The organism is Shewanella sairae, from assembly GCF_023283535.1.
GTDB classification, from domain to species: domain Bacteria; phylum Pseudomonadota; class Gammaproteobacteria; order Enterobacterales; family Shewanellaceae; genus Shewanella; species Shewanella sairae.
This window is the reverse complement of sequence record NZ_JAKILT010000012.1, coordinates 96,647-115,214: the sequence shown is the minus strand read 5'-3', so window position 1 is coordinate 115,214 and position 18,568 is coordinate 96,647. Positions and strand designations below refer to the sequence as shown.

18 protein-coding genes, 1 pseudogene and 1 riboswitch are annotated in these 18,568 nt (G+C 42.1%); of the genes and pseudogenes, 2 read left to right on the top strand and 17 right to left on the bottom strand.

What is annotated here, in order from left to right; all coding sequences use genetic code 11:
* Positions 1-201: 201 nt before the first annotated feature.
* A complete protein-coding gene (locus tag L2748_RS07345; protein ID WP_220783549.1) occupies positions 202-552 on the top strand; it encodes a RidA family protein in 351 nt (116 codons plus the stop codon).
* Between the two features lie 106 nt (positions 553-658).
* Positions 659-911: pseudogene (locus L2748_RS07340) on the top strand (transposase); the annotation flags it as partial.
* A gap of 4 nt (positions 912-915) precedes the next feature.
* Here the strand turns inward: L2748_RS07340 and lnt are convergent.
* The 17 genes from lnt to L2748_RS07255 all read right to left on the bottom strand — a co-directional run bounded on the left by lnt (position 916) and on the right by L2748_RS07255 (position 18,358).
* Positions 916-2,523: an apolipoprotein N-acyltransferase gene (gene lnt, locus L2748_RS07335; protein ID WP_248957676.1), complete on the bottom strand. Its 1,608-nt coding sequence runs from the start codon at positions 2,521-2,523 to the stop codon at positions 916-918.
* A gap of 293 nt (positions 2,524-2,816) precedes the next feature.
* Positions 2,817-4,013, bottom strand: a complete 1,197-nt coding sequence (locus tag L2748_RS07330; RefSeq protein WP_220783177.1) for an ABC transporter permease — start codon at positions 4,011-4,013, stop codon at positions 2,817-2,819.
* 98 nt (positions 4,014-4,111) lie between these two features.
* Positions 4,112-5,377, bottom strand: coding sequence for an efflux RND transporter periplasmic adaptor subunit (locus L2748_RS07325; RefSeq protein ID WP_220783167.1), 1,266 nt, complete (start codon positions 5,375-5,377; stop codon positions 4,112-4,114).
* On the bottom strand, positions 5,374-6,540 hold the full coding sequence (locus L2748_RS07320) for an efflux RND transporter periplasmic adaptor subunit (RefSeq protein WP_220783168.1): 1,167 nt from the start codon (positions 6,538-6,540) through the stop codon (positions 5,374-5,376). The genes L2748_RS07325 and L2748_RS07320 overlap by 4 nt, the downstream gene beginning before the upstream one ends.
* On the bottom strand, positions 6,537-7,658 hold the full coding sequence (locus L2748_RS07315; protein ID WP_220783169.1) for an HlyD family secretion protein: 1,122 nt from the start codon (positions 7,656-7,658) through the stop codon (positions 6,537-6,539). The genes L2748_RS07320 and L2748_RS07315 overlap by 4 nt, the downstream gene beginning before the upstream one ends.
* Positions 7,648-8,334: an ABC transporter ATP-binding protein gene (locus L2748_RS07310; RefSeq protein WP_220783170.1), complete on the bottom strand. Its 687-nt coding sequence runs from the start codon at positions 8,332-8,334 to the stop codon at positions 7,648-7,650. Before L2748_RS07310 ends, L2748_RS07315 begins: the two co-directional genes overlap by 11 nt.
* A 366-nt stretch (positions 8,335-8,700) precedes the next feature.
* Positions 8,701-9,090, bottom strand: a complete 390-nt coding sequence (locus L2748_RS07305) for a hypothetical protein (RefSeq protein ID WP_220783171.1) — start codon at positions 9,088-9,090, stop codon at positions 8,701-8,703.
* Between the two features lie 299 nt (positions 9,091-9,389).
* Positions 9,390-9,794, bottom strand: a complete 405-nt coding sequence (locus tag L2748_RS07300) for a hypothetical protein (protein ID WP_220783172.1) — start codon at positions 9,792-9,794, stop codon at positions 9,390-9,392.
* A gap of 191 nt (positions 9,795-9,985) precedes the next feature.
* Entirely contained in the window at positions 9,986-10,459 is a 474-nt protein-coding gene (locus L2748_RS07295; protein ID WP_220783173.1) for a GNAT family N-acetyltransferase, read from the bottom strand.
* A gap of 60 nt (positions 10,460-10,519) precedes the next feature.
* Positions 10,520-11,122 carry a GNAT family N-acetyltransferase gene (locus L2748_RS07290; protein ID WP_373317239.1) on the bottom strand — a complete coding sequence of 201 codons (603 nt, stop codon included), beginning with the start codon at positions 11,120-11,122 and terminating at the stop codon, positions 10,520-10,522.
* 130 nt (positions 11,123-11,252) lie between these two features.
* Entirely contained in the window at positions 11,253-11,801 is a 549-nt protein-coding gene (locus tag L2748_RS07285; protein ID WP_220783175.1) for an NAD(P)H nitroreductase, read from the bottom strand.
* A gap of 283 nt (positions 11,802-12,084) precedes the next feature.
* Complete coding sequence (locus tag L2748_RS07280) at positions 12,085-12,678, bottom strand: HvfX family Cu-binding RiPP maturation protein (RefSeq protein WP_220783176.1); 594 nt, start codon at positions 12,676-12,678, stop codon at positions 12,085-12,087.
* Positions 12,679-12,888: 210 nt separating this feature from the next.
* A complete protein-coding gene (locus tag L2748_RS07275) occupies positions 12,889-13,734 on the bottom strand; it encodes a DUF6279 family lipoprotein (RefSeq protein WP_248957675.1) in 846 nt (281 codons plus the stop codon).
* Positions 13,735-13,968: 234 nt separating this feature from the next.
* Positions 13,969-15,099 (bottom strand): phosphotransferase, encoded by a 1,131-nt coding sequence (locus L2748_RS07270; protein ID WP_220782017.1) that lies wholly within the window; start codon positions 15,097-15,099, stop codon positions 13,969-13,971.
* Positions 15,100-15,762 carry a nicotinamide riboside transporter PnuC gene (pnuC, locus tag L2748_RS07265; RefSeq protein ID WP_220782016.1) on the bottom strand — a complete coding sequence of 221 codons (663 nt, stop codon included), beginning with the start codon at positions 15,760-15,762 and terminating at the stop codon, positions 15,100-15,102.
* Positions 15,763-15,885: 123 nt separating this feature from the next.
* Positions 15,886-16,146 carry a hypothetical protein gene (locus tag L2748_RS07260; protein WP_220782020.1) on the bottom strand — a complete coding sequence of 87 codons (261 nt, stop codon included), beginning with the start codon at positions 16,144-16,146 and terminating at the stop codon, positions 15,886-15,888.
* Positions 16,147-16,222: 76 nt separating this feature from the next.
* Positions 16,223-18,358: a TonB-dependent receptor gene (locus tag L2748_RS07255; protein ID WP_220782015.1), complete on the bottom strand. Its 2,136-nt coding sequence runs from the start codon at positions 18,356-18,358 to the stop codon at positions 16,223-16,225.
* 52 nt (positions 18,359-18,410) lie between these two features.
* Positions 18,411-18,541, bottom strand: a riboswitch (TPP riboswitch).
* Between the last annotated feature and the right edge of the window lie 27 nt (positions 18,542-18,568).

Sequence of the window (18,568 nt, the reverse complement as noted above, 5' to 3'; positions counted from 1 at the left end):
TTAACGTTTAATAACAGCATGTTATTGAACGGTGACCTTCCTACAGAGGACTTTCACCTCATTAGTTCATGCCCATGCTGGGCGTACACAAAAAAATCAACAAGGACACGTAAGAGTTGGCTACGTTTCGCTTCGCTACACAATTTTAGCCAACCATTACTTAGCCTGTTATTAGGGCGTTAGCAGTTCAAAGGATGCAATATGATCGAAAGGAAGCGTGGGATTTATCAGGGACGAAATAAGTCGTCTGCATACAAAGATATAGTCTGGACGGTTGCAACATCGGCAGACACAAGCTTGGATATTTGTGGTCAAACTCAATTAGCGTTAAAAACAATCGATAGTAACTTGGCCGAGTTGGGATCTGACAAAACTCAGATTGTTAGTGCTCAGGTTTACATTGCCAATATGACGGATAAGCCCAAAATGGATAGGGTTTGGTGTGATTGGGCTGGTAACAACCCTGATAATTGGCCTCAACGAGCTTGTTTAGGTGTAGCTCTTGAAGGTGATGTACTTATTGAGGTGACAGTTACAGCTGTACGCAATTAGAACACTGCTAACAAAAAGACAAGACAGCCATATCTTTGTTCTTTTATCTCTCCTCTACTATGCTTTTACTTCTCTGATTGATACTGCTTAGTAAAGGATGGGCTTTATGACCTCGGCAAGACGTACCCTAATTGATGCTGAAACCACGCCCTACTATCACATCATCAACCGCTGCGTAAGACGAGCTTACCTGTGTAGCGAAGATACTGTATCGGGGAAAAGCTTTGAACACCGACGCGGCTGGATTGTTGATAAAATAAAAGCCTTATCCAGCATATTTTGTATCGATATCTGCGCCTATACAGTCATGAATAATCATTACCATTTAGTGCTTAAGAGTTGATTTGGATAAAGCGAAGTTTATTATTTTGTTCGCGCCAAGTTTAATTTTAAGTTGGTTTTTATTTGCTTATAAGTTGCTAATACGGCGCATAAAAATATAAGTAGTAATAAAATTTGCATCGGTTTATCACCATGTCGGCTATAAAAAGTATCACCTGATATGGTTTTTATCTGGGTTTTAAGTATGTTGGTTTCAAATTGTGGCGTACTTTGCTGTATATCATCAATTGGGTCGTAGACTGCGGTAATACCGTTATTGGTAACACGTAATAAAGGTAAACTTAGTTCTTGGGAACGCATTCTCGCTATTTGCATATGTTGATGGGGGCCATGTGAGTCGCCGAACCATGCATCATTACTGACAGTTAATAAAAGATCTGAGTTTGTTTGGTAGTTTTGCCTTAAAAAATTAGAAAAGACAATTTCAAAACAATTGGCTGGTAAAATATTCAAGCCGTTAGCAACTAGGTTTTTTTGTATTGCTTCGCCTTCACTAAAGGAAGACATAGCTAAATTAAATAATGGCGCTATTGGTCGTAAAATATCTTCAAAAGGCACAAATTCACCTATAGGTAATAATTTATGCTTTGTATAACGATTGTCATGCAGGTAATGATATTGACCTTGCTTACTATCTAAATTTCGTTTTCCAACCACAATGAGGTTGTTATATATCGCTGTAGTATCAACTTGATAGTCAACAATTCCGGTGATCAGCGCTGTATTATTAAATGCCGCTGCGCTATCTAACTGTGTTAAAAAATCACCTGCCAAATACTCAACTTTTGAAATGGCGGCTTCGGGCCAAACAACTAAATCTACATCCCAGTTCTTGTAGGTAAGATCTCGGTATTTCTGCATTATTGACCAAGCTTGATCAGGGTTCCATTTAATTTGCTGTTCGATATTACCTTGTACTAGTAATACCTTAACCTGCTTATCTTGATGTTGAGTATTTGATAAATAAGGTGAAATAAGCAAAGTTATGAATAAAATGCTTAAGCTTGCTAATAAAAACCAAACTTGCTTTGCTTGAAACAGTAAATAAGCCGCAAAAGAGAATATTAATACCACGAAAGATAAACCAAACTCACCGATTATCGGGCTTAAAAAGTTTAAAGGGGAGTCGGTTAAAATGTAGCCTAAAGACAGCCATGGAAAGCCTGTAAGCACAATGCCTCTCAGAGTTTCCATTAATATAAAACAGATTGAAAAGTAACTAAACCAGTGTAGCAGGCAATACTTTGAACGGCAGTTTAATGGGCGCTTATATTGATATAACTTACAACTTAGAGCAAATGCAAGTGCTGGATATAGTGCCAGATACGCACATAAAATCAACATTAATAGCAATGATATAATTAAAGGTAAACCACCAAAATCAGCTATGGCAACATGAACCCAACTAATACCCACACCAAACCAGCCTAAACCAAAATAAAATCCAAGCTGAGCTGATTTTTTTACCGTTGTATTTTCATCAGTAGGTTTGACTAACCCGATGATAATTGCGAAACAAAAAAATGAAATTGGCCAATAATTAAATGGTGCATAACTCAAGGTCATACACGCACCAGCAAAAATAGCTAATAATTTTTTAAACCAAAATTTTTTAAACAAATTTGTCATTAAGCAATCAGAACTACCTGCTTACTAACCAGTAACATTTCGGCAACCATACCCGAAACAGCCTGATATTAAAATTATTTTTTGCGAAAAGCCTTATCTATTTACAGCTAAGCATCGCAATTTATTAGTATATATCCGCATTAATTTTGGCGTTTTTTTTCAGCCTCTAATGAAAATAACCCGTGGCGAAACCACGGGTTATCTTATTACTGACGGCTATTTCTGCCTTAATCAATGTCTGCTCTGAAGTGGCCGGAGCCAAAATGATTCAATCAGAATATCAGCCCCAAGCATTAATCTCGTTGCAGTGCGACTATCGGATCTAGCTTGGCAGCCTTATTGGCGGGATATAAGCCAAAACCGACGCCTATGGTCATGCACACGCCAAGCGCAAGTAAGATGGCAAACGGTGACCATGCCACTGGCCAACCTGCTGCAGAAGAGATCACTAATGCTAACAGTAGGCCCACGGCGATTCCGATAATGCCACCTGTGGCTGAGATTGCGATACTTTCAATTAAAAACTGACGCGCAATATCTTTACGTTTTGCCCCTAATGCGCGTAACAGACCAATTTCACCTGTGCGTTCTAAAATAGTGGCTAGCATGATATTCATAATGCCAATACCGCCCACCAGCAAAGAGATCCCTGCGACACAAGCCATCACGATATTAAAGATCTGCTGGGTCTTTTGATGTTGCGCTAGTAAGTCTGCCGGAACCACAATCTCAAAATCTTTTTCGCCACCATGACGCCTGTCTAACAGGTGCTGCAAACTTTTAGCCGCTAGCGATGGCTCTGTACCATCCACTAAGGCTAACTTAAAGGCGTCAAGCTCACTTTCTAAGGTATTAAACTGCAGCTTTTTAAGCGCGGTAGTGAGCGGAATAAACACTTGATTACGCTCTCCACCCAACTTAACCCCTTGAATGCTCGACTTACTGCCCTCTTTTTCAGAAAGCACACCCACCACGGTAAACCATTGGTGGTTAATCTTAATCAAGCTATTAATGGCATTACCCTGTGGAAAAAGGCTTCTCGCCGCTTCAGGCCCCAATACTGCAACCTGCTGATAATAGTCTTCATCAGTACGATTTAGCGTTCGGCCTTCGCCTAAAGGCAGTGCACTTAAGTCAAAGTAACTTGGCGTTACTCCAGCAACGTTTGCATCGCTGCGGCCCTTTAAACTGAATAAACTAAATACCTTAACGTTTTTCTCAGCGCTCCAGTTCTCAACAAACGGTAAGGTATCTCGGGCACTTTCAATGTCTCGAAGGCTTAAACCTATACTGTGTTCACGTTCAGATTTTAGCGCCTCACCTTCTGAACTGCGGGCATTAACCACAAGGTTATTGACCCCCATGGATTCAATCATTTTTAGGGCTTCGCGCTCCGCCCCTTCGCCGACACTGAGCATGGCGATTACCGCACCTACACCAAAGATCATCCCCAACAAAGTTAATGAGGTTCTTAGCTTATGATGACGCATTTCATCAAATGCTTGCTTAATGCCTTCCCAATATACGGCTAGAGGCACCGCTTTATGGCCTTGGATATGCGTCAGCTCCGCCGCGGGTCTATTTTGGGTCATACTCGATTCCTCTTCGGCGGTGTTGTCAGTGCAACCGTATCACCTTGCTTTAATCCTTCAGTAATAACAGTGCGGTTTAAGCTACGATTGCCTAGGGTTACACTTTGCTTGGCAAAGCCTTTCGGCGTTTTAATATATACCCAATATTCTCCGGACTTTTGAAACAGTGCTTGATTAGGCACGGTAATCACATCTTTGGCATCCAGTGCGTGCACCATGGCGTTAACCTGTCGACCTGGCTGCATTATTTCTATCAGCGTATTATCAAGGCTAACGGTAATTTGAAAGTAATTGACCGGGCTGTCTTGCTCTTTTGCTTTAGCGAGGGCATCCAGCTGAGTCAAGGTGCCTGTGAGTGCAAGTTCAGGGTAAGCATCCAAATAAAGGGTGACCGGTTTACCAATCGCTAAGCCTAGCGCTTCAGACTCGAGTACAAAGAGCTTTGCTTGCATTTTAGAGGTGTCAGGTAGCAAACCAATTGCCATACCCGACCACATCATGTCGCCAGGTACAGGTAATGCGCCGTTCCAGCCAGGTTGTGCCACAAACAAACCATCGTGAGGCGCTACAATCTCCATTTGTTGCAAGTTGCTAGAATAGCGATTCATTTTCGCTTTATGACCTTGCTGCTTTAGCTTAATCAGCTCTTGCTCCGCTTCAGCCTGAGAGCCATGTTGGCTTATTCCCCAACCATAGAAGTCCATTTTGGCTTCGAGGTAATCTTGGTTGCGCATCTGATCAATTATGTCGATTTTGGTGTAAACACGTTCATCTTCACTAAAGAATCTATCGGCTAAATCTTGCTCCTGTGCCGTTAATTTAGTGTCTGTACTGAGTGTTTTGTCTATGGTTTTATCTTTTTGTGATTGGATCTGGCTATCTAGTCCTAAACGGTCATAGTCGAGCGACTCCATCTCTAAGCGAAAACTCTCGCGTGTACCGTCCATCCGCGCAACAACATCACCCGCTTTAACATTGCTAAAGTTATCCATGATCCAAGCAAGTGATTGCGGTCCACGAAGACCTGTAGGCACATTAACTGTGGTTGAATTACTGGCTTCGAGCTCGCCCGACGCTGGAATATCGACTTTAAAGTCAGAGCGTTGAACTTCAAAGGTTAATACGCCATTAGTCGCAGGGTCGCTACAGGCACTTAACGCTAAGGTTGCCAGCAATAACAAACTGCTGCCGAGCACTTTTTTAGATGATTGATTACCGCAGCATTGAACCGTACTTGTTGTAAAATCTTCTGTATTTATCATGGCAATAATACCTCTTCACCCTGCTCAAGCCCTTGGCTTATCACCACTTGCTCTTTACCCATGGCGCCTAAACTGACGTATTGTTTACTGTCATTAAATAGGCCTGGTTTTATCACATAGGCTTTACCACTGTCGTAATGCACGGCATCTAACGACAATAGTAGCTCTGGGGTTTTATTCGCGATGTCGATACTGATTTTGGCCGTCATTCCCGGACGCATAAGTTCTGAGTCCACTTCATCAATACTGGCAACCGCATCAAAGATAACTAATGGCACATCTTGGTTTTTAATTCTAAAAACTGCACCTAGCTCAATGATTTTGCCATTAAAGGTTTTTTCAGGATTTGCATCGAGACGGATCTTCAGCGCTTGCCCCACTTGTACCCTGCCCGCTTCCACTTCAGGTATGGTCATATTGACCTGCATATGTTGCAGATCGGGGATACTCAATACGGAGTCGCCACCAAAAATGTTTTGCCCTTCGGCTAACTTATTGCCTTGCTGATCGTTGCCGTAAACCACCATGCCGTCGCGAGGCGCGATTAAGGTCAGTGATTTTATGCCTTTTTGTAGCGCAGCGACTTCGGCAGCAAACTTTTGTTGATCGCCTGCCAGCATCTTCATCCGCTGCTCAGCACCTTTGATTTCGAGTTGGATTTTCTGGTTGATCAAGGTGACGAGATCGTTAGAAATAACGGCATCCCTAAGGTATTTTTGCTGATCGATAACCGAAACTGTTTCATCAGAAATATCGACTTTCATCTGACTTTTTTCTTGATTCATCTTAGCCTCAGCCAGATCAAGCTTCAGCTCTTCTAGCTTCTTGGCATTACGCAGCTTCGAAGTTTCAATATCTTGCGCTGTTGTCGCAAGGTTTGCCGACTTAACCGATAAACGTTGAGTTAAGGTTGAGGTATCAAGCTGGGCGACTCTATCGCCTTTTTTCACCTGACTGCCTTCGGGGGCTAACATTTTAACCTGATACTGCCACACACGCCTTAATGCCGGCGGCTTAAGATTAACCGTATTGGCCGAAACCAACTCGCCTGTCACTTCAATCTGTTGATCTAAAATACCTGATTCAACTTGAGTGACTACATTGTCGCCACAACCCACCAACAGGCTAGATAACACACATAATGCTATTACAGTTTGCTTCATGATGAGCTTGCTCCTGTTTCAACTAACACGCTCATACCGGGAATAATCTCCACCCGGTCATCCACGGCAAACTTAATCGCAATTTTAAACCAGTTACTATTTCCCCAAGCTGCTTGTTTACGTGCTTGGCGACTCACTTGGTTTATGCTGCCGTTAAGCACGGTGCTCGATTGAGAGTCGAGTCGTAAACGCACAGGCTCCCCAACCTCAATGCGGTCAACATCTACTTCATTAACCCATGCGACCACTTCTAAGTCATTCAACGCAGGAATATTGGCGACTTGCCTGCCTATTTGTACATTGTCACCCACCGAGTATTTTTTATCCTTCCATGGATCGCGGCCATATAAAACTGGGCCAGCAATCTCTGCTTTTAGCTCTAATTGCTCAAGCCCTGCTAGTGCTTGCGACAATTCAAGCTCTGCGCGTTTTTTATCGATGGCAAGTTGCGATAACGACGCGCTACGCTTATCTTCAACTTCAGCTAAAGCTTGGTACTTTTTCGATAGTTCAGATTCAGCTTTGAGTTTATTAAATTGATTGTCGGCGTAGTCTTTAGCTGCAATAAAATCTGCTGGAATGGCAGCATCTAATTTGGCTTTTTCAAGCTCAAGTTTTGCCTGCTTCAGATCGAATTCTGCTTGCAATATTTGCCCATTTAGCTCAATCGCTTGGCTTTGCTCCTGAGCCGTGACTCTTAGCAATGTACCCTCTAGCTGCTCGATACGACTATCAATTTCACTTTTATCAAAAATAACCACGATTTGGCCTGGTTCAGCCAAAGTGCCTTCAGGCATCATCCATTGAATTTGATATCGCCAAGCGTCACCCGCTTTGGGGACCACAAACGCTTGTGAAATCACCGATGCAACCTGGCCGGTAAGCAATAAGGGCATAAGCTGTTTTTGTTTTAGTGCCGCGATAGCTGATTGAGCATTTGAATTGCTATTAACATCTGTACCTGCATTGACAGATCCCGCCAGCGCTAATGAACTGAAACTACTCACCAATAATATAGACGCTGCAAACTGAAGCTTTGGCTTTCTAAGCAGGCCTAGACACCTACTCGGCTTTATCTTAAAAATCGCGTTAGTGAAGAAAGTTTGATTAAGCAGCATTTTCACCTCGCTCTTCAATCTCAACAATATCGCCATCACGCATGCGAATAATACGCTGAGCATAAGCGGCCACCTCTTCTTCATGGGTGACTAAAATAATGGTTTGCCCGGCTTGATGCAGCTCAGTAAAAAGCGCCATGATTTCAACCGAAGTTTTACTGTCCAGTGCGCCAGTTGGCTCATCAGCTAATAAAATAGCGGGTCGATTAACCAAAGAGCGGGCAATCGCAACGCGCTGCCTTTGGCCGCCAGAGAGTTGATTAGGCCTGTGATCATGTCTTTCACCCAGTCCTACCCGCTCTAATAGTTCATGGGCATAGTCAGTATCTTGAGTTGGCTCTGCAGAAAAGCGCAGGGGTAACAACACGTTTTTCAGTGCAGATAAACGTGGTAATAAATGAAAGCTTTGGAATACAAAGCCAATCTCTTTGTTACGCACGGCAGACAAGGCATCGTCATCCAGCTGCGCGACTTCTTGCTCGTTTAAGCTGTAACTGCCTGATGAGGGTTTATCGAGACAACCAATGATATTCATCAGTGTTGACTTACCTGACCCCGACGGCCCCATGATGGCAACAAATTCGTTTCTTGCAATTGAAAAGCTAACACCATTAAGCGCTTTTACGCAGCTGTCACCCATAGGATATTCTTTAGCTAATTGATGGACTTTTATCATAACTGGCTCATATAGCAGGATCACAACGTTCACAGATAACGCTTATCATACCGTTAAGCATGCGTCTCATAAGTCGTTACACTGCAAAATTTTGTAAATAAACGTAATACGAATGTACTACTGACAACAGCTTCTAACGAATGTTCGCATTTAATGGATTATCTTTAGCTGTTAAACGGTGACGAGGTTTTCTACTTTTACCGTAGAGAGAAGTTGAAGCTGTTGGAATGTATTGCATTTTCTATCCTTGTATCCAATGTTTCAATCCATTTGAAACATTGGATACAACATACTGAGACTAAAATAAAAATACAAGTAAATCACAGTGAGGATTAATCAACTATCGCTATCTATCTTAAATCGCCATTAAACTAACGTTGCTCCCGCTAAAGTAAAAGCTGCAACCATGGCAAAGAAAAGCCATTGAAATAACCGCCGAAATGTCACATTTGCCTCCGACATAAAGCCAATATATAGCTGCCAAATGGCAAACAGACCAAAGTTAAGTGCAATAAAAATTAACATGCCAAAACTTTGCATACGAGCAATAGCGGCAAACCCACAAGCTAATAATACCAAGCTCGATAACAATAGAAACACTGATACATAGTGGAAAACACAATGCATTACCGCTTTTGCTGCGGGGTCAAACGCTGCTTGTTGCATAGGCAACAAAAAGTGTTTACGACCATATGTAAGGTGGCCAGCACAGGTTATTAAACTCAATAAGCCAGCAATCAATAAATAAATGTTCATCTATCTCCCTACCCTTTTGTTGAGCATAAATACCACACCAAATCCGTATTTAGCCCTTGCAGAAAACTGTTTTAAGCAATCTATAGCCTATTAGACAGGCTTTAGCGCTAGCTTATTGCAACCAAATATAAAAAGACTAAAGTAACAGATACAAAAAGAGCAGCCTGTTCGCGCTGCTCTTTATTATAGTGTTTTATACCCTAGCTTGATCGTTAAAGAGCAAGCTAATGTAAATGCCATATTGCCTATGCAAGTCATATGATCATCAATTACATCGTAACCATCTACATACTGACCATCTACATACTGACCATCGTCCAGTAATCTAAACGTTTTTCGGGCTGGGCAATAATCATCTGACAAGTTTCTTTATACTTGCCCATTAACGGGCCTAAGCTCTTAGAGTTTGGCATAGAGGCTCTGTGCTTTTCCGTTGCAGCAACAATCGCTGCCGAGACTTGCTCTTCGGTATGGTATTGCTTAGCAAGTTGCTCTGCCTGCTCTCCAGAAACTTGTAAGCGATCGACCACCGCTGCCATTTGTGGCGCATTCATCGCTGAAATCGCATCAGAGGCGATATGATAATAAGCGGCACAGTCAGCAAGTTCGCTGACAAACGCATCCTCAGCTTGACCTGCAAAGCTATTGAAAGACAATAAACTTGCAGTTACAGCACACATTGCGAGATTAACCTTGGCAAACATCGGCTATATTCCTTTTATTTTTGTTAGCTTTTTTAACTTGATTTTTTCGTGAGTTCTTAAGTTCTTTTAAATGAGTTTTTAGTTAAAAGTTTCACATGCTCTTTAGCACATCTTAGCTATAGGCATTGCTTAAACTGTTATGACTTACTCTAGCATTAAGTACGCTAATTACATCATTTCTACTTTAGGTTTTATTGAATATCAAGCGTATAGCTAAAAAAACCTTCATCTTTTTTAAATGATAAAGACTCATATAACGCTTGTGCGTTATGGTTTTGATGATGGGTTTCAAGACTAATACTCACGCAGCCTTGTGATTTTGCGTATTCAATAGCAGTAAGCATTAATTGCCGTGCAACGCCTTTCCCCCGATGTTCTTGATAAACATATAAATCATTTAAAATGAGGCTTTCTTTGGCTGATATCGACGAGAATGTAGGGTACAACTGAATAAAACCGAGTGGCTGCTCTGTTGAGCCGGCTGGCAACTGAGCATAAGCAATGTAGATGACAGAACTTTTTTGCTCGATCCGCTTTGCAATAAAACGTCTAGCGAGCTCAATATCATCCGCTTGGTGATAGAACTGACGATAACAGTTAAATAGCCCCGCTGCAGCATCTAGCTGGCAGAGCGAGGCTTGAGTAATTTTAGCTTGCGCTCCCATGAAACTCCTTGTTAATAAATCATCCTTTGACAAACATAAACGAGATTTAACATCACTGTATTATCTAGTTTGATGGCTTTGTAACTTGTCTTTTAGTCCTTGCTTTACCGCTGGCCATTCACTATCAATAATCGAATAAACAACTGTATCTCTAATTGTGCCATTTTTCAGCAGTTGGTGATTACGTAAAATGCCATCTTGGCTTGCACCCAGCCTGCATATAGCTTGGCGCGAAACTTGGTTTTGAATATGGGTTCTAAATTCAACTGCCATCACATCAAGCGTTTCAAATGCATAGCTCAACAACAGTAATTTAGCTTCAGTATTAACTGCGGTGCGTTGCGCAGTTTTAGCGTACCAAGTGTAACCGACTTCTAAGCGTCGATGCTGCTGATGCCAGCGGCAAATACGCGTACTGCCAATCACTTCGCCAGAATGGCGGCAGCGAACCACAAATGCGAGCGTCTCGCCTCGCGCCTCAGCTGCTAACGCTTCAGCAATATAACTTTTCATATCATCAGGGTGCGGCACTTTGGTATACCAAAGCTCCCATAAGTTACCATCAGCCACCGCAATACTCAGCGCCGCTTGGTGGTCCATCGTCAGTGGTTCGAGGACGATATGCTCGCCAGTTAAGCTTTGTTGTTGTAGTTCTTTGTTCACCATAACCTCCTGTCAAATGCGTGTCTAAGCTAGCATGTTTATTGATTTGTTTTAAGCTAACTTTGAGTGAAGCTTGTTCAACACTAATCACCTTAGAATTACCAACGTACCGCTGGCTTTTTATGGCCTTTTATAGATATCGCGCAAATGTCATTCCGTCTTTCAACGCTTTAGTCGGTGCGTTGACCACTGGCGTTCCCAGATAAAGAAAACCAACGATTTGATCTTCTGCCGCTAATCCAAGTGATTGATGTACGTTTGCATCGAAAGCGAAATCGCCAGTACGCCATATTCCGCCTAACCCTTGTGCAAAAGCAGCTTGTTGCATTGCCATAACAGCGCAACCTGCAGCTAAATGCTGTTCAAGTTCTGGGACTTTAGGGTGCTGAGTGACTTTGGCCACAACCGTAATCACCATAGGCGCTCTTAACGGCATATTCTGGGCTTTGACAATGAAATCTTCATCAGCGCCTTTGGCTTTAACAGCACTGACAAAAATCTCCCCAAGGCGATTCAAGCCTTCGCCTTCTGCAATAATAAATTCCCAGGGGGTTAACCCTGCATGATCAGGCGCGCGAGTTGCTGCATCGAGGATATGTTGTAATTCGATTGATGTTGGGGCGGGCTCAGTTAATCTTGGCGTTGATTGACGAGTCAATAATAATTCTAATGCGTCCAAATGATTGTCCTTAATAAACATTTTCACGAAAAAAGGATTACCCATATTGAGTGCTAATGAGAATATCAACTGCGCATAAAAAATCCCACCTATTTAGTGGGATTTAATCAAATTACCGTATTGTCTGTTAAAATCGTTAGCCAATCAGCATAATTGACTTTTTGGGTTCTAGACTTTTGGCTATAGAGAATGTCTATAAAATGCTAGTCAGTCGCTAAATATAAACGAGCCAGCATACAGCACTACACTGCCGATAAACCCACCTAACTGACTAGGATAGCAGTTAAGCTATGCTATTACGTTTAGCGATATAATAATCAAGGCTGGTGTATCGCCCTCCCCCCATAAAGATAAGCGCAAGTAGCATTAGCAAATAGGTTATCGCAAACTCAATACCATTATTTAGAATCACAAAATTGCCTGAACTGGTGAGCCACTCGTAATTACCATTCGCCTGTAAAATCTCTTTCGCTTTAGCCAGTTTTTCAGCAGACGCCATGACATTGTCATTAGCGAGCCATGAGCTTGCATCTGCAATCGCTAACCAACCGTTTTCAATATGGACGCTAAAAGCGGCTACAAACATAGTTATCGCTAATGGAATAGATATAAAGCGAGTAGCTAAACCGGCAATGAGTAGAGCACCACCAAAAAATTCTGTTCCGGCAGCAAGCGCAACCATAAGCTCCGGAAACGGCAAACCTAGCCCCCAGTCAGGGTTACCAAACCAAGCCGCGGTATCACTAAAATTACTTAGCTTATTGTAGCCAGCTTGCATCAAAACCGGTGCTAAATAAAGACGTAGCGCTAAGGGAGCCAGCCCTTCAAAAATTTTAAGTCCACTCAAGAACTGCTGATAAAGTTTTACTAATTGCATGTCGATCCCTCTTGGCTTAAGCACTCAGTTTTAGTATCCAAGCTTTAGTACTCAAGCTTAAATATTGCAGACAAGCAGATGACTTTCATCTGCTCATCTTAGGCTAATTCCTAATTCAGCTAATTCCTAATTTCGGCAAATAGCTAACTCCATTTAGCAACAAAGACCTTGCGAAAATAAACTTTCTTTCAACTTATTTGTAAATATAGACTAATCGCTATCTTCACTAAGTTCGATTAAGTCCTCTTGTAGCGCTGCCATCTTGTTATGGAAATAACGTTTTTGCTTGGCACTTGCCTGTTGGTTCAGCAATATCAACAAGGCTCCAAACTGCTCCGTATTAGTATCAAGCGCCTTTTTATAGGCGAGTGAACGTAACTTATCTGGCTGTGTCATTAATAAGGTTAGGCTATGAGATAACGCATTTTTATTGTGCCTATTTTTAAGTGCCTGTGAAAACAAGCGGATCCATTCATGCCGATACTCGAGCCACATATCTAATGTTGGACCACGACTTTGATTATAGTTGTGAATAGCATCTTTTTGTTCAGCAGATAATTTACCTAGCCATTTTTTAACTCGTTTATTTATCCGTTCATCGGCCATTTCAATTAAATCAGCCTGATCTTTACCTAAGTATTTTTCATTTAACTCTTTTTCTTCAACTCTTAGTTGAGCGATAACTTGTGCGACCTGTTCATCTGAAAAAGAACTAATAATGGGCAGTAAGGAAGGTAAAAGGTAATCAAAAGCACGCGCCCAGTGAGATTTTGCTTCGACAACATGCTCAGCCCAAACATCAGGCGTCAATGTCTGCTGCTTAAGTGCACTAGATAATTTGGCTAATTGATTTTCATAGCGTAAAAGCTCTTCACTTCGATGCCAATGTAAAAACTGTTCTAAGGTATCGTCGAATTGCTCCTGTTGCTTAGCATCTAAGGTAACGTACTCCTCAAGTTTCCACTCAATCGCCCAATCCAAAAAGTAATAACCCATTTTTGTTGAACAGCCTACAAGGCCAACTATCAACAATATTGCCATTGCTCGTTTTGTCATTAGCCCTCCAGAACTTTGCCTTTTCCCTTAACCTAGCATAGAACAATGAATATAAATCGCTCTGATACAAATTGTTGTAACGGTTCTACTGCTTCGCCCAGATAACGAATGTGTTGAGTTAGATAAATTTGAGCTAATCGATGAGTAGGCTTTTAGCAGCTAATTTTAAAGATAACGTTTATGGGGTTTGTTAGAGGACTCAGTGATATGAGATTGCGACTTGCTGTGTGCTTACTAAGGCTTGCTAATTAGCTGATAATACTGCTCTGCACAAGCTAAATAACCGTGCACGGATTGAGGTGTTGACTCTGCAATATTCACGTCAACCGCCCCTTCTTTTAGCAAATGATCAAACGCCATTTGTAATGCCCAGCAAACTGCAAACACCCAATATAGATCAACAGCCACACTTACCGCTGAGCTTGCATGCTGGTTTAAATTTGCATTGCTGGCTAGGTATTCTCCAATAAGCCACTGGCGCCGTTCATCCGATAACGAATGACTGGCTAACACAGCAGCTAAATCGCAAAGAGGGTGAGAACTACAAGCGTATTCAAAATCAATACACTTAAGCGCGCCATCATCCAATAGAATATTGAATGGATTAAGATCTCTATGGCTAAATTGTTGATGGATCATGCAGCGTTCTAACTGCCTAAGCATAGCTTCGATTTGCTCAGTATTAGCAACCAACTTACTGTAGCTTTGCTTCCAAGCTTCAAATAGGGTTGTTTGCAACTCATTACAATCCATGCCTTCTAAAGCTGTCACTTTAGTAAACATACTTTGTAATCTATGGTGGTAAACATGCCATTGCTTATCAACTGACATCTTATTCTCTGGCTCTGGTAATTTAACCAATCCGTTTAGCAATGGCAGTAATAACCCAGCTTGATCAATAGATGCACTCGTCGATTGGTCACAGCTATTGCTTAATGTAAATATCTGACTTTTTTTAGGCGGCAGGCAAAACTTACTGCTCAAGGAATGACTCATTGAGCTTGCGCCATTTTCGCAGCTTAAAGCACTCCAATTGTATTGCTGGGCTTGCGAATAAAACTGACTTAAATAAAAACGATTGCAAGGGCTAACATATACGATCTCAGGTGCAAGATAGTGATCAGCAGCGAGTCGCCAATTAGCGACCTCTGCCTTACGGTCACAGATCTGTGAACTTGCCCAGCTATTGACTCTCAGTACCCATAAACCTTCGCCATCGTGGCTAGGATGAAAGCCACGAATGCAGTAGTTTTGATTACTCAAACCATGACTTAATCGCGTAATCAAGCTCACATCAGTTAGCTGAGCCTGAGCTAGATAACTCGCTAATGCCTTAATTAAAAACTTTGTTTCAGACTCGGCCACTTAGGCTTTTCCTGGGGAAAAATCGTTTGCAGATAGGGTTTGTTGATCTTCCATTTTATTGCGCCACATATAATAACCAAACACCACCATACCAAGATAAAGCACAAATAGAACGGCAGTTAACATCAAGCCCTTACTAACGTATAGATAGATGGATACCGCATCAATAACAAACCAATAAAACCAGTTTTCTAGTACTTTTTTAGCCACTAAATAAGTTGTCATCACTGCAAAGCAAGTTGTAGCCGCATCTAAATAAGGCAGTGAGGCATGTGTTTGAGTTGCCATAAAATGGCCTATCGCTAGCGCAATAATACCTGTGACGACGATAATTTTAAGATGAGTCATGGCGCTCCAAGAGACAATATTAACCCCATCATGATCTTTACCACCACGCGTCCACATCCAATAGCCGTAAACAGCCATTGCCATATAATAAACGTTGAGCAACGACTCCATTAATAGCGATACATTCCAAAACAAAATGGTGTAAATAGCGGTGCTAACAAATGCAGCAGCCCAGCACCAAATACTGCCTTTCATGGCAAAAATGAGATATGCCAAAGCTAATAGAACTGCTACAGCTTCCCATGCAGTCAGCGCTTGTGCTTCGCCAAAAGCACGGGTAAAACTGTTAGCTAACGTCAGCCAAAATTCAGACATATAAACGCCCTCTATCTAGTCAAAAACAACCAAATAGTGTTTTGTAGAAATAACAAAGTAAAAATGGCCACAGAACAACACTGCACTGTGGCCATCAAGCTAGACAATCTAAGGAACTTAGAGTTATTCGCTATGGCTTAAATTAAGCTCACCACCAATAAACTTACACACAAAAACAGCTTTACCGAATTTTTCGTGTGCCGCTTGCATCTCAACTGCCAACATTGACATTACGTCGCTGTATTCACCAACAACTTGTGTCGCCATTGCATTGGTCACGCGTTGAATATTGTCATACGAGTCAACACGACCAATAAACCACTTAATCGGCTCTAGGTAGTTATCTTGCAATGGGTAACAACTGATCTCTGCAGTTAATTTCATCTTACTCACCTCAGCCGCCTTTACCCAGCGGCCCTATAATGCGGTTAATTGAATTATGATTTCTTTAAATCTTTAATTACAAAAACTTAACGTTAAACGTGACGCCGATTTGGCGCGGATCACCATAGCGTATATATTGCTTATCTGCCCAGTCTAAATCTGGTTCATTACCAAAGTAGAAGCCACGAACGCCGTATTTTTCATCGAATAGATTACGTCCCCAAAGATAGGCTGACCAAATGTCAGCTTCATAACCCACCTTGGCGTTAAAAGTCTGATAAGCGTCTGATTTAGATTCGTTACTATCAGAATAGTAAAAATCACTCTTACCGCTAGCATTCACATTGGCAAACCAGCCATTGTCGCTGCGATAAGTTGCGCCTAAGCTAAAGGTAAAGTTAGGTGAATGTGCCAATTCGCGGCCAGATAAGTCGACTATGCCGCCATATTTATCTTCGTATTCATAATCACCATAAGCTGTTTCTAACCAACCAACACTGCCGTATACCTGTAAGTTATCAGTGGCGTACCAGTTACCATCAAGCTCGGCGCCATAGTTATGAGAGCTCCCCGCATTTTCGGTAAACAAGATAAAGTTACCTTCTTGCCCCGGCACTGTTGATTGCTGTGACGCAGCTACTTGCTGGTCTTGTCTGTCCATGTAGAACAGTGCAAAGTTTGTATTTGCTTGGCCATCTAACCATGTCGATTTTAACCCAAGCTCATAGTTATAAAGGATTTCAGTGTCGTACTCTTTCTTGTCTGCCACTTCTTCTGGCAAAGACATATTAAAGCCACCCGCCTTATAACCACGTGCAACACGAATGTATGACTCATGGTTTTCACTTAGCGCTTTACTGAGCGCAATATGACCGCCCCACATGGTTTCACTTGGATCAAAACTGTCTCCAGCAGAGTCACTGTAATCGCTATCGCGGCGTTCAACTCGCAAACCTAACGATAAGGCGTAACTTGCGCCTAAATCCGAATCGAGTTGCCCAAAGAGCGCATAGTTTTGAGCTTGGTACTCAGCAGATAACTGACTGTAACTGTCAACAGTATCGTTATCTTCTTGTAAATCCATGCCATAAACACCGATTAACCAATCCGTGCTATCAGCGAAGATACGGCCAGACTCAGTAGAAGATAAGCGAAACTCTTGGGTGAGTGTCTTGCGCTCACCCTTTTTATCCCAGTTGTATTCATATTCACAAGGGGCGCCATCACAATCTCGGCTAGCCCAATAATCAGGGTTAGCCCAATCACCGTCGTAGTTATGACGGGTGTCTGATTTCGCTAAAGAGGTTAACGAGGTCACCGAAAAATTTTCTGCCCCAGTATAGGTAAATTTAAGCGATGAGCCTGTTGTACGTTGTTTATCTTCACCTGGTGCATCGGTTAAAGTATCAAAACCATTATTATCTAGAGTCCATGCATCATAACCATTGTCGTAGTTAGCATGTAGCAGAGTTAAATCAATTTCTAGATCGTCGGTAGCGTACCAACGTAGCTTAGCGCGGCCAGTAAACTCATCACGATTATTGGTGTCGCTGCGGCCTAAATAAAGGTTGTCGCGGTAACCATCTTGTTGATGTTGCTGCAAAGACACGCGATACAATAAATTACCTGAATCCGTTACTGGGCCAGAGCTAAAACCACTAAAGGTTTGCAAATTATCATCGCCAAGTGACACTTCTGCGCCATGTTCAAACACATCTGTTGGGTCGTTACTTTTTAGGTAAATAAGACCTGCGAGGGCATTGGCACCATAACGTGTACCTTGCGGACCACGTAATACTTCAACCTGTTGCAGATCGTACATGCTTGAGACCATACCCAAGCCTGACAGATCGATATCATCTACAACAAAGCCTACTGAAGAGTTAGGTGCACCTTGATACTCTTCTTGCTCACCGACGCCACGAATTTGAAAATACTTAGGACGCGAGCTGCCACCAGACCAATTAAAGTTGGCAATATTATTGAGGATATCTTCAAAATGCTGCGCGCCCTCATCTTCAATCTGTTGCTGGTCAATGACGGTAACGCTTGATGGCATTTTTTCCAGCGCTGAGCCGCGAAAATCAGATGTGACCACCATGACTTCGATATCGTCAGGCGTTGCAGATTGTGCGTTCGCGAGAGTATTTGGAGATGAAATAGCGGCAATGACGGCTAGCGCAATTGGCGAGTATGACTTTAGATTTAACATAGGACCTCAAAGTAAAATTTTGAGATCCGGCATCAGTAAAGAAGCGATCGGAAAATGAATTGTGGCCCATTCCTACGCCGGTATTAGCCGGATCAGGTTCAAAGGGTTCGTTTTTCAACATCTCAGTACAAATCTACAAATCAAACTTTAGATTGATAGACTTTAACACCCCTTGGCGAGCGCGATTATACATGAATTTTACAACTCAGT

What these genes read in the sequence shown, in the direction of transcription:
- L2748_RS07315 (WP_220783169.1), bottom strand. Translation starts at nt 7,658, where the DNA reads ATGCTGCTTAATCAAACTTTCTTCACTAACGCGATTTTTAAGATAAAG.
- L2748_RS07310 (WP_220783170.1), bottom strand. Translation starts at nt 8,334, where the DNA reads ATGATAAAAGTCCATCAATTAGCTAAAGAATATCCTATGGGTGACAGC.
- L2748_RS07320 (WP_220783168.1), bottom strand. Translation starts at nt 6,540, where the DNA reads ATGAAGCAAACTGTAATAGCATTATGTGTGTTATCTAGCCTGTTGGTG.
- L2748_RS07295 (WP_220783173.1), bottom strand. Translation starts at nt 10,459, where the DNA reads ATGGGAGCGCAAGCTAAAATTACTCAAGCCTCGCTCTGCCAGCTAGAT.
- L2748_RS07305 (WP_220783171.1), bottom strand. Translation starts at nt 9,090, where the DNA reads ATGAACATTTATTTATTGATTGCTGGCTTATTGAGTTTAATAACCTGT.
- lnt (WP_248957676.1), bottom strand. Translation starts at nt 2,523, where the DNA reads ATGACAAATTTGTTTAAAAAATTTTGGTTTAAAAAATTATTAGCTATT.
- L2748_RS07280 (WP_220783176.1), bottom strand. Translation starts at nt 12,678, where the DNA reads ATGCAATTAGTAAAACTTTATCAGCAGTTCTTGAGTGGACTTAAAATT.
- L2748_RS07330 (WP_220783177.1), bottom strand. Translation starts at nt 4,013, where the DNA reads ATGCGTCATCATAAGCTAAGAACCTCATTAACTTTGTTGGGGATGATC.
- L2748_RS07300 (WP_220783172.1), bottom strand. Translation starts at nt 9,794, where the DNA reads ATGTTTGCCAAGGTTAATCTCGCAATGTGTGCTGTAACTGCAAGTTTA.
- L2748_RS07345 (WP_220783549.1), top strand. Translation starts at nt 202, where the DNA reads ATGATCGAAAGGAAGCGTGGGATTTATCAGGGACGAAATAAGTCGTCT.
- L2748_RS07275 (WP_248957675.1), bottom strand. Translation starts at nt 13,734, where the DNA reads ATGACAAAACGAGCAATGGCAATATTGTTGATAGTTGGCCTTGTAGGC.
- L2748_RS07255 (WP_220782015.1), bottom strand. Translation starts at nt 18,358, where the DNA reads ATGTTAAATCTAAAGTCATACTCGCCAATTGCGCTAGCCGTCATTGCC.
- pnuC (WP_220782016.1), bottom strand. Translation starts at nt 15,762, where the DNA reads ATGTCTGAATTTTGGCTGACGTTAGCTAACAGTTTTACCCGTGCTTTT.
- L2748_RS07325 (WP_220783167.1), bottom strand. Translation starts at nt 5,377, where the DNA reads ATGATAAATACAGAAGATTTTACAACAAGTACGGTTCAATGCTGCGGT.
- L2748_RS07260 (WP_220782020.1), bottom strand. Translation starts at nt 16,146, where the DNA reads ATGAAATTAACTGCAGAGATCAGTTGTTACCCATTGCAAGATAACTAC.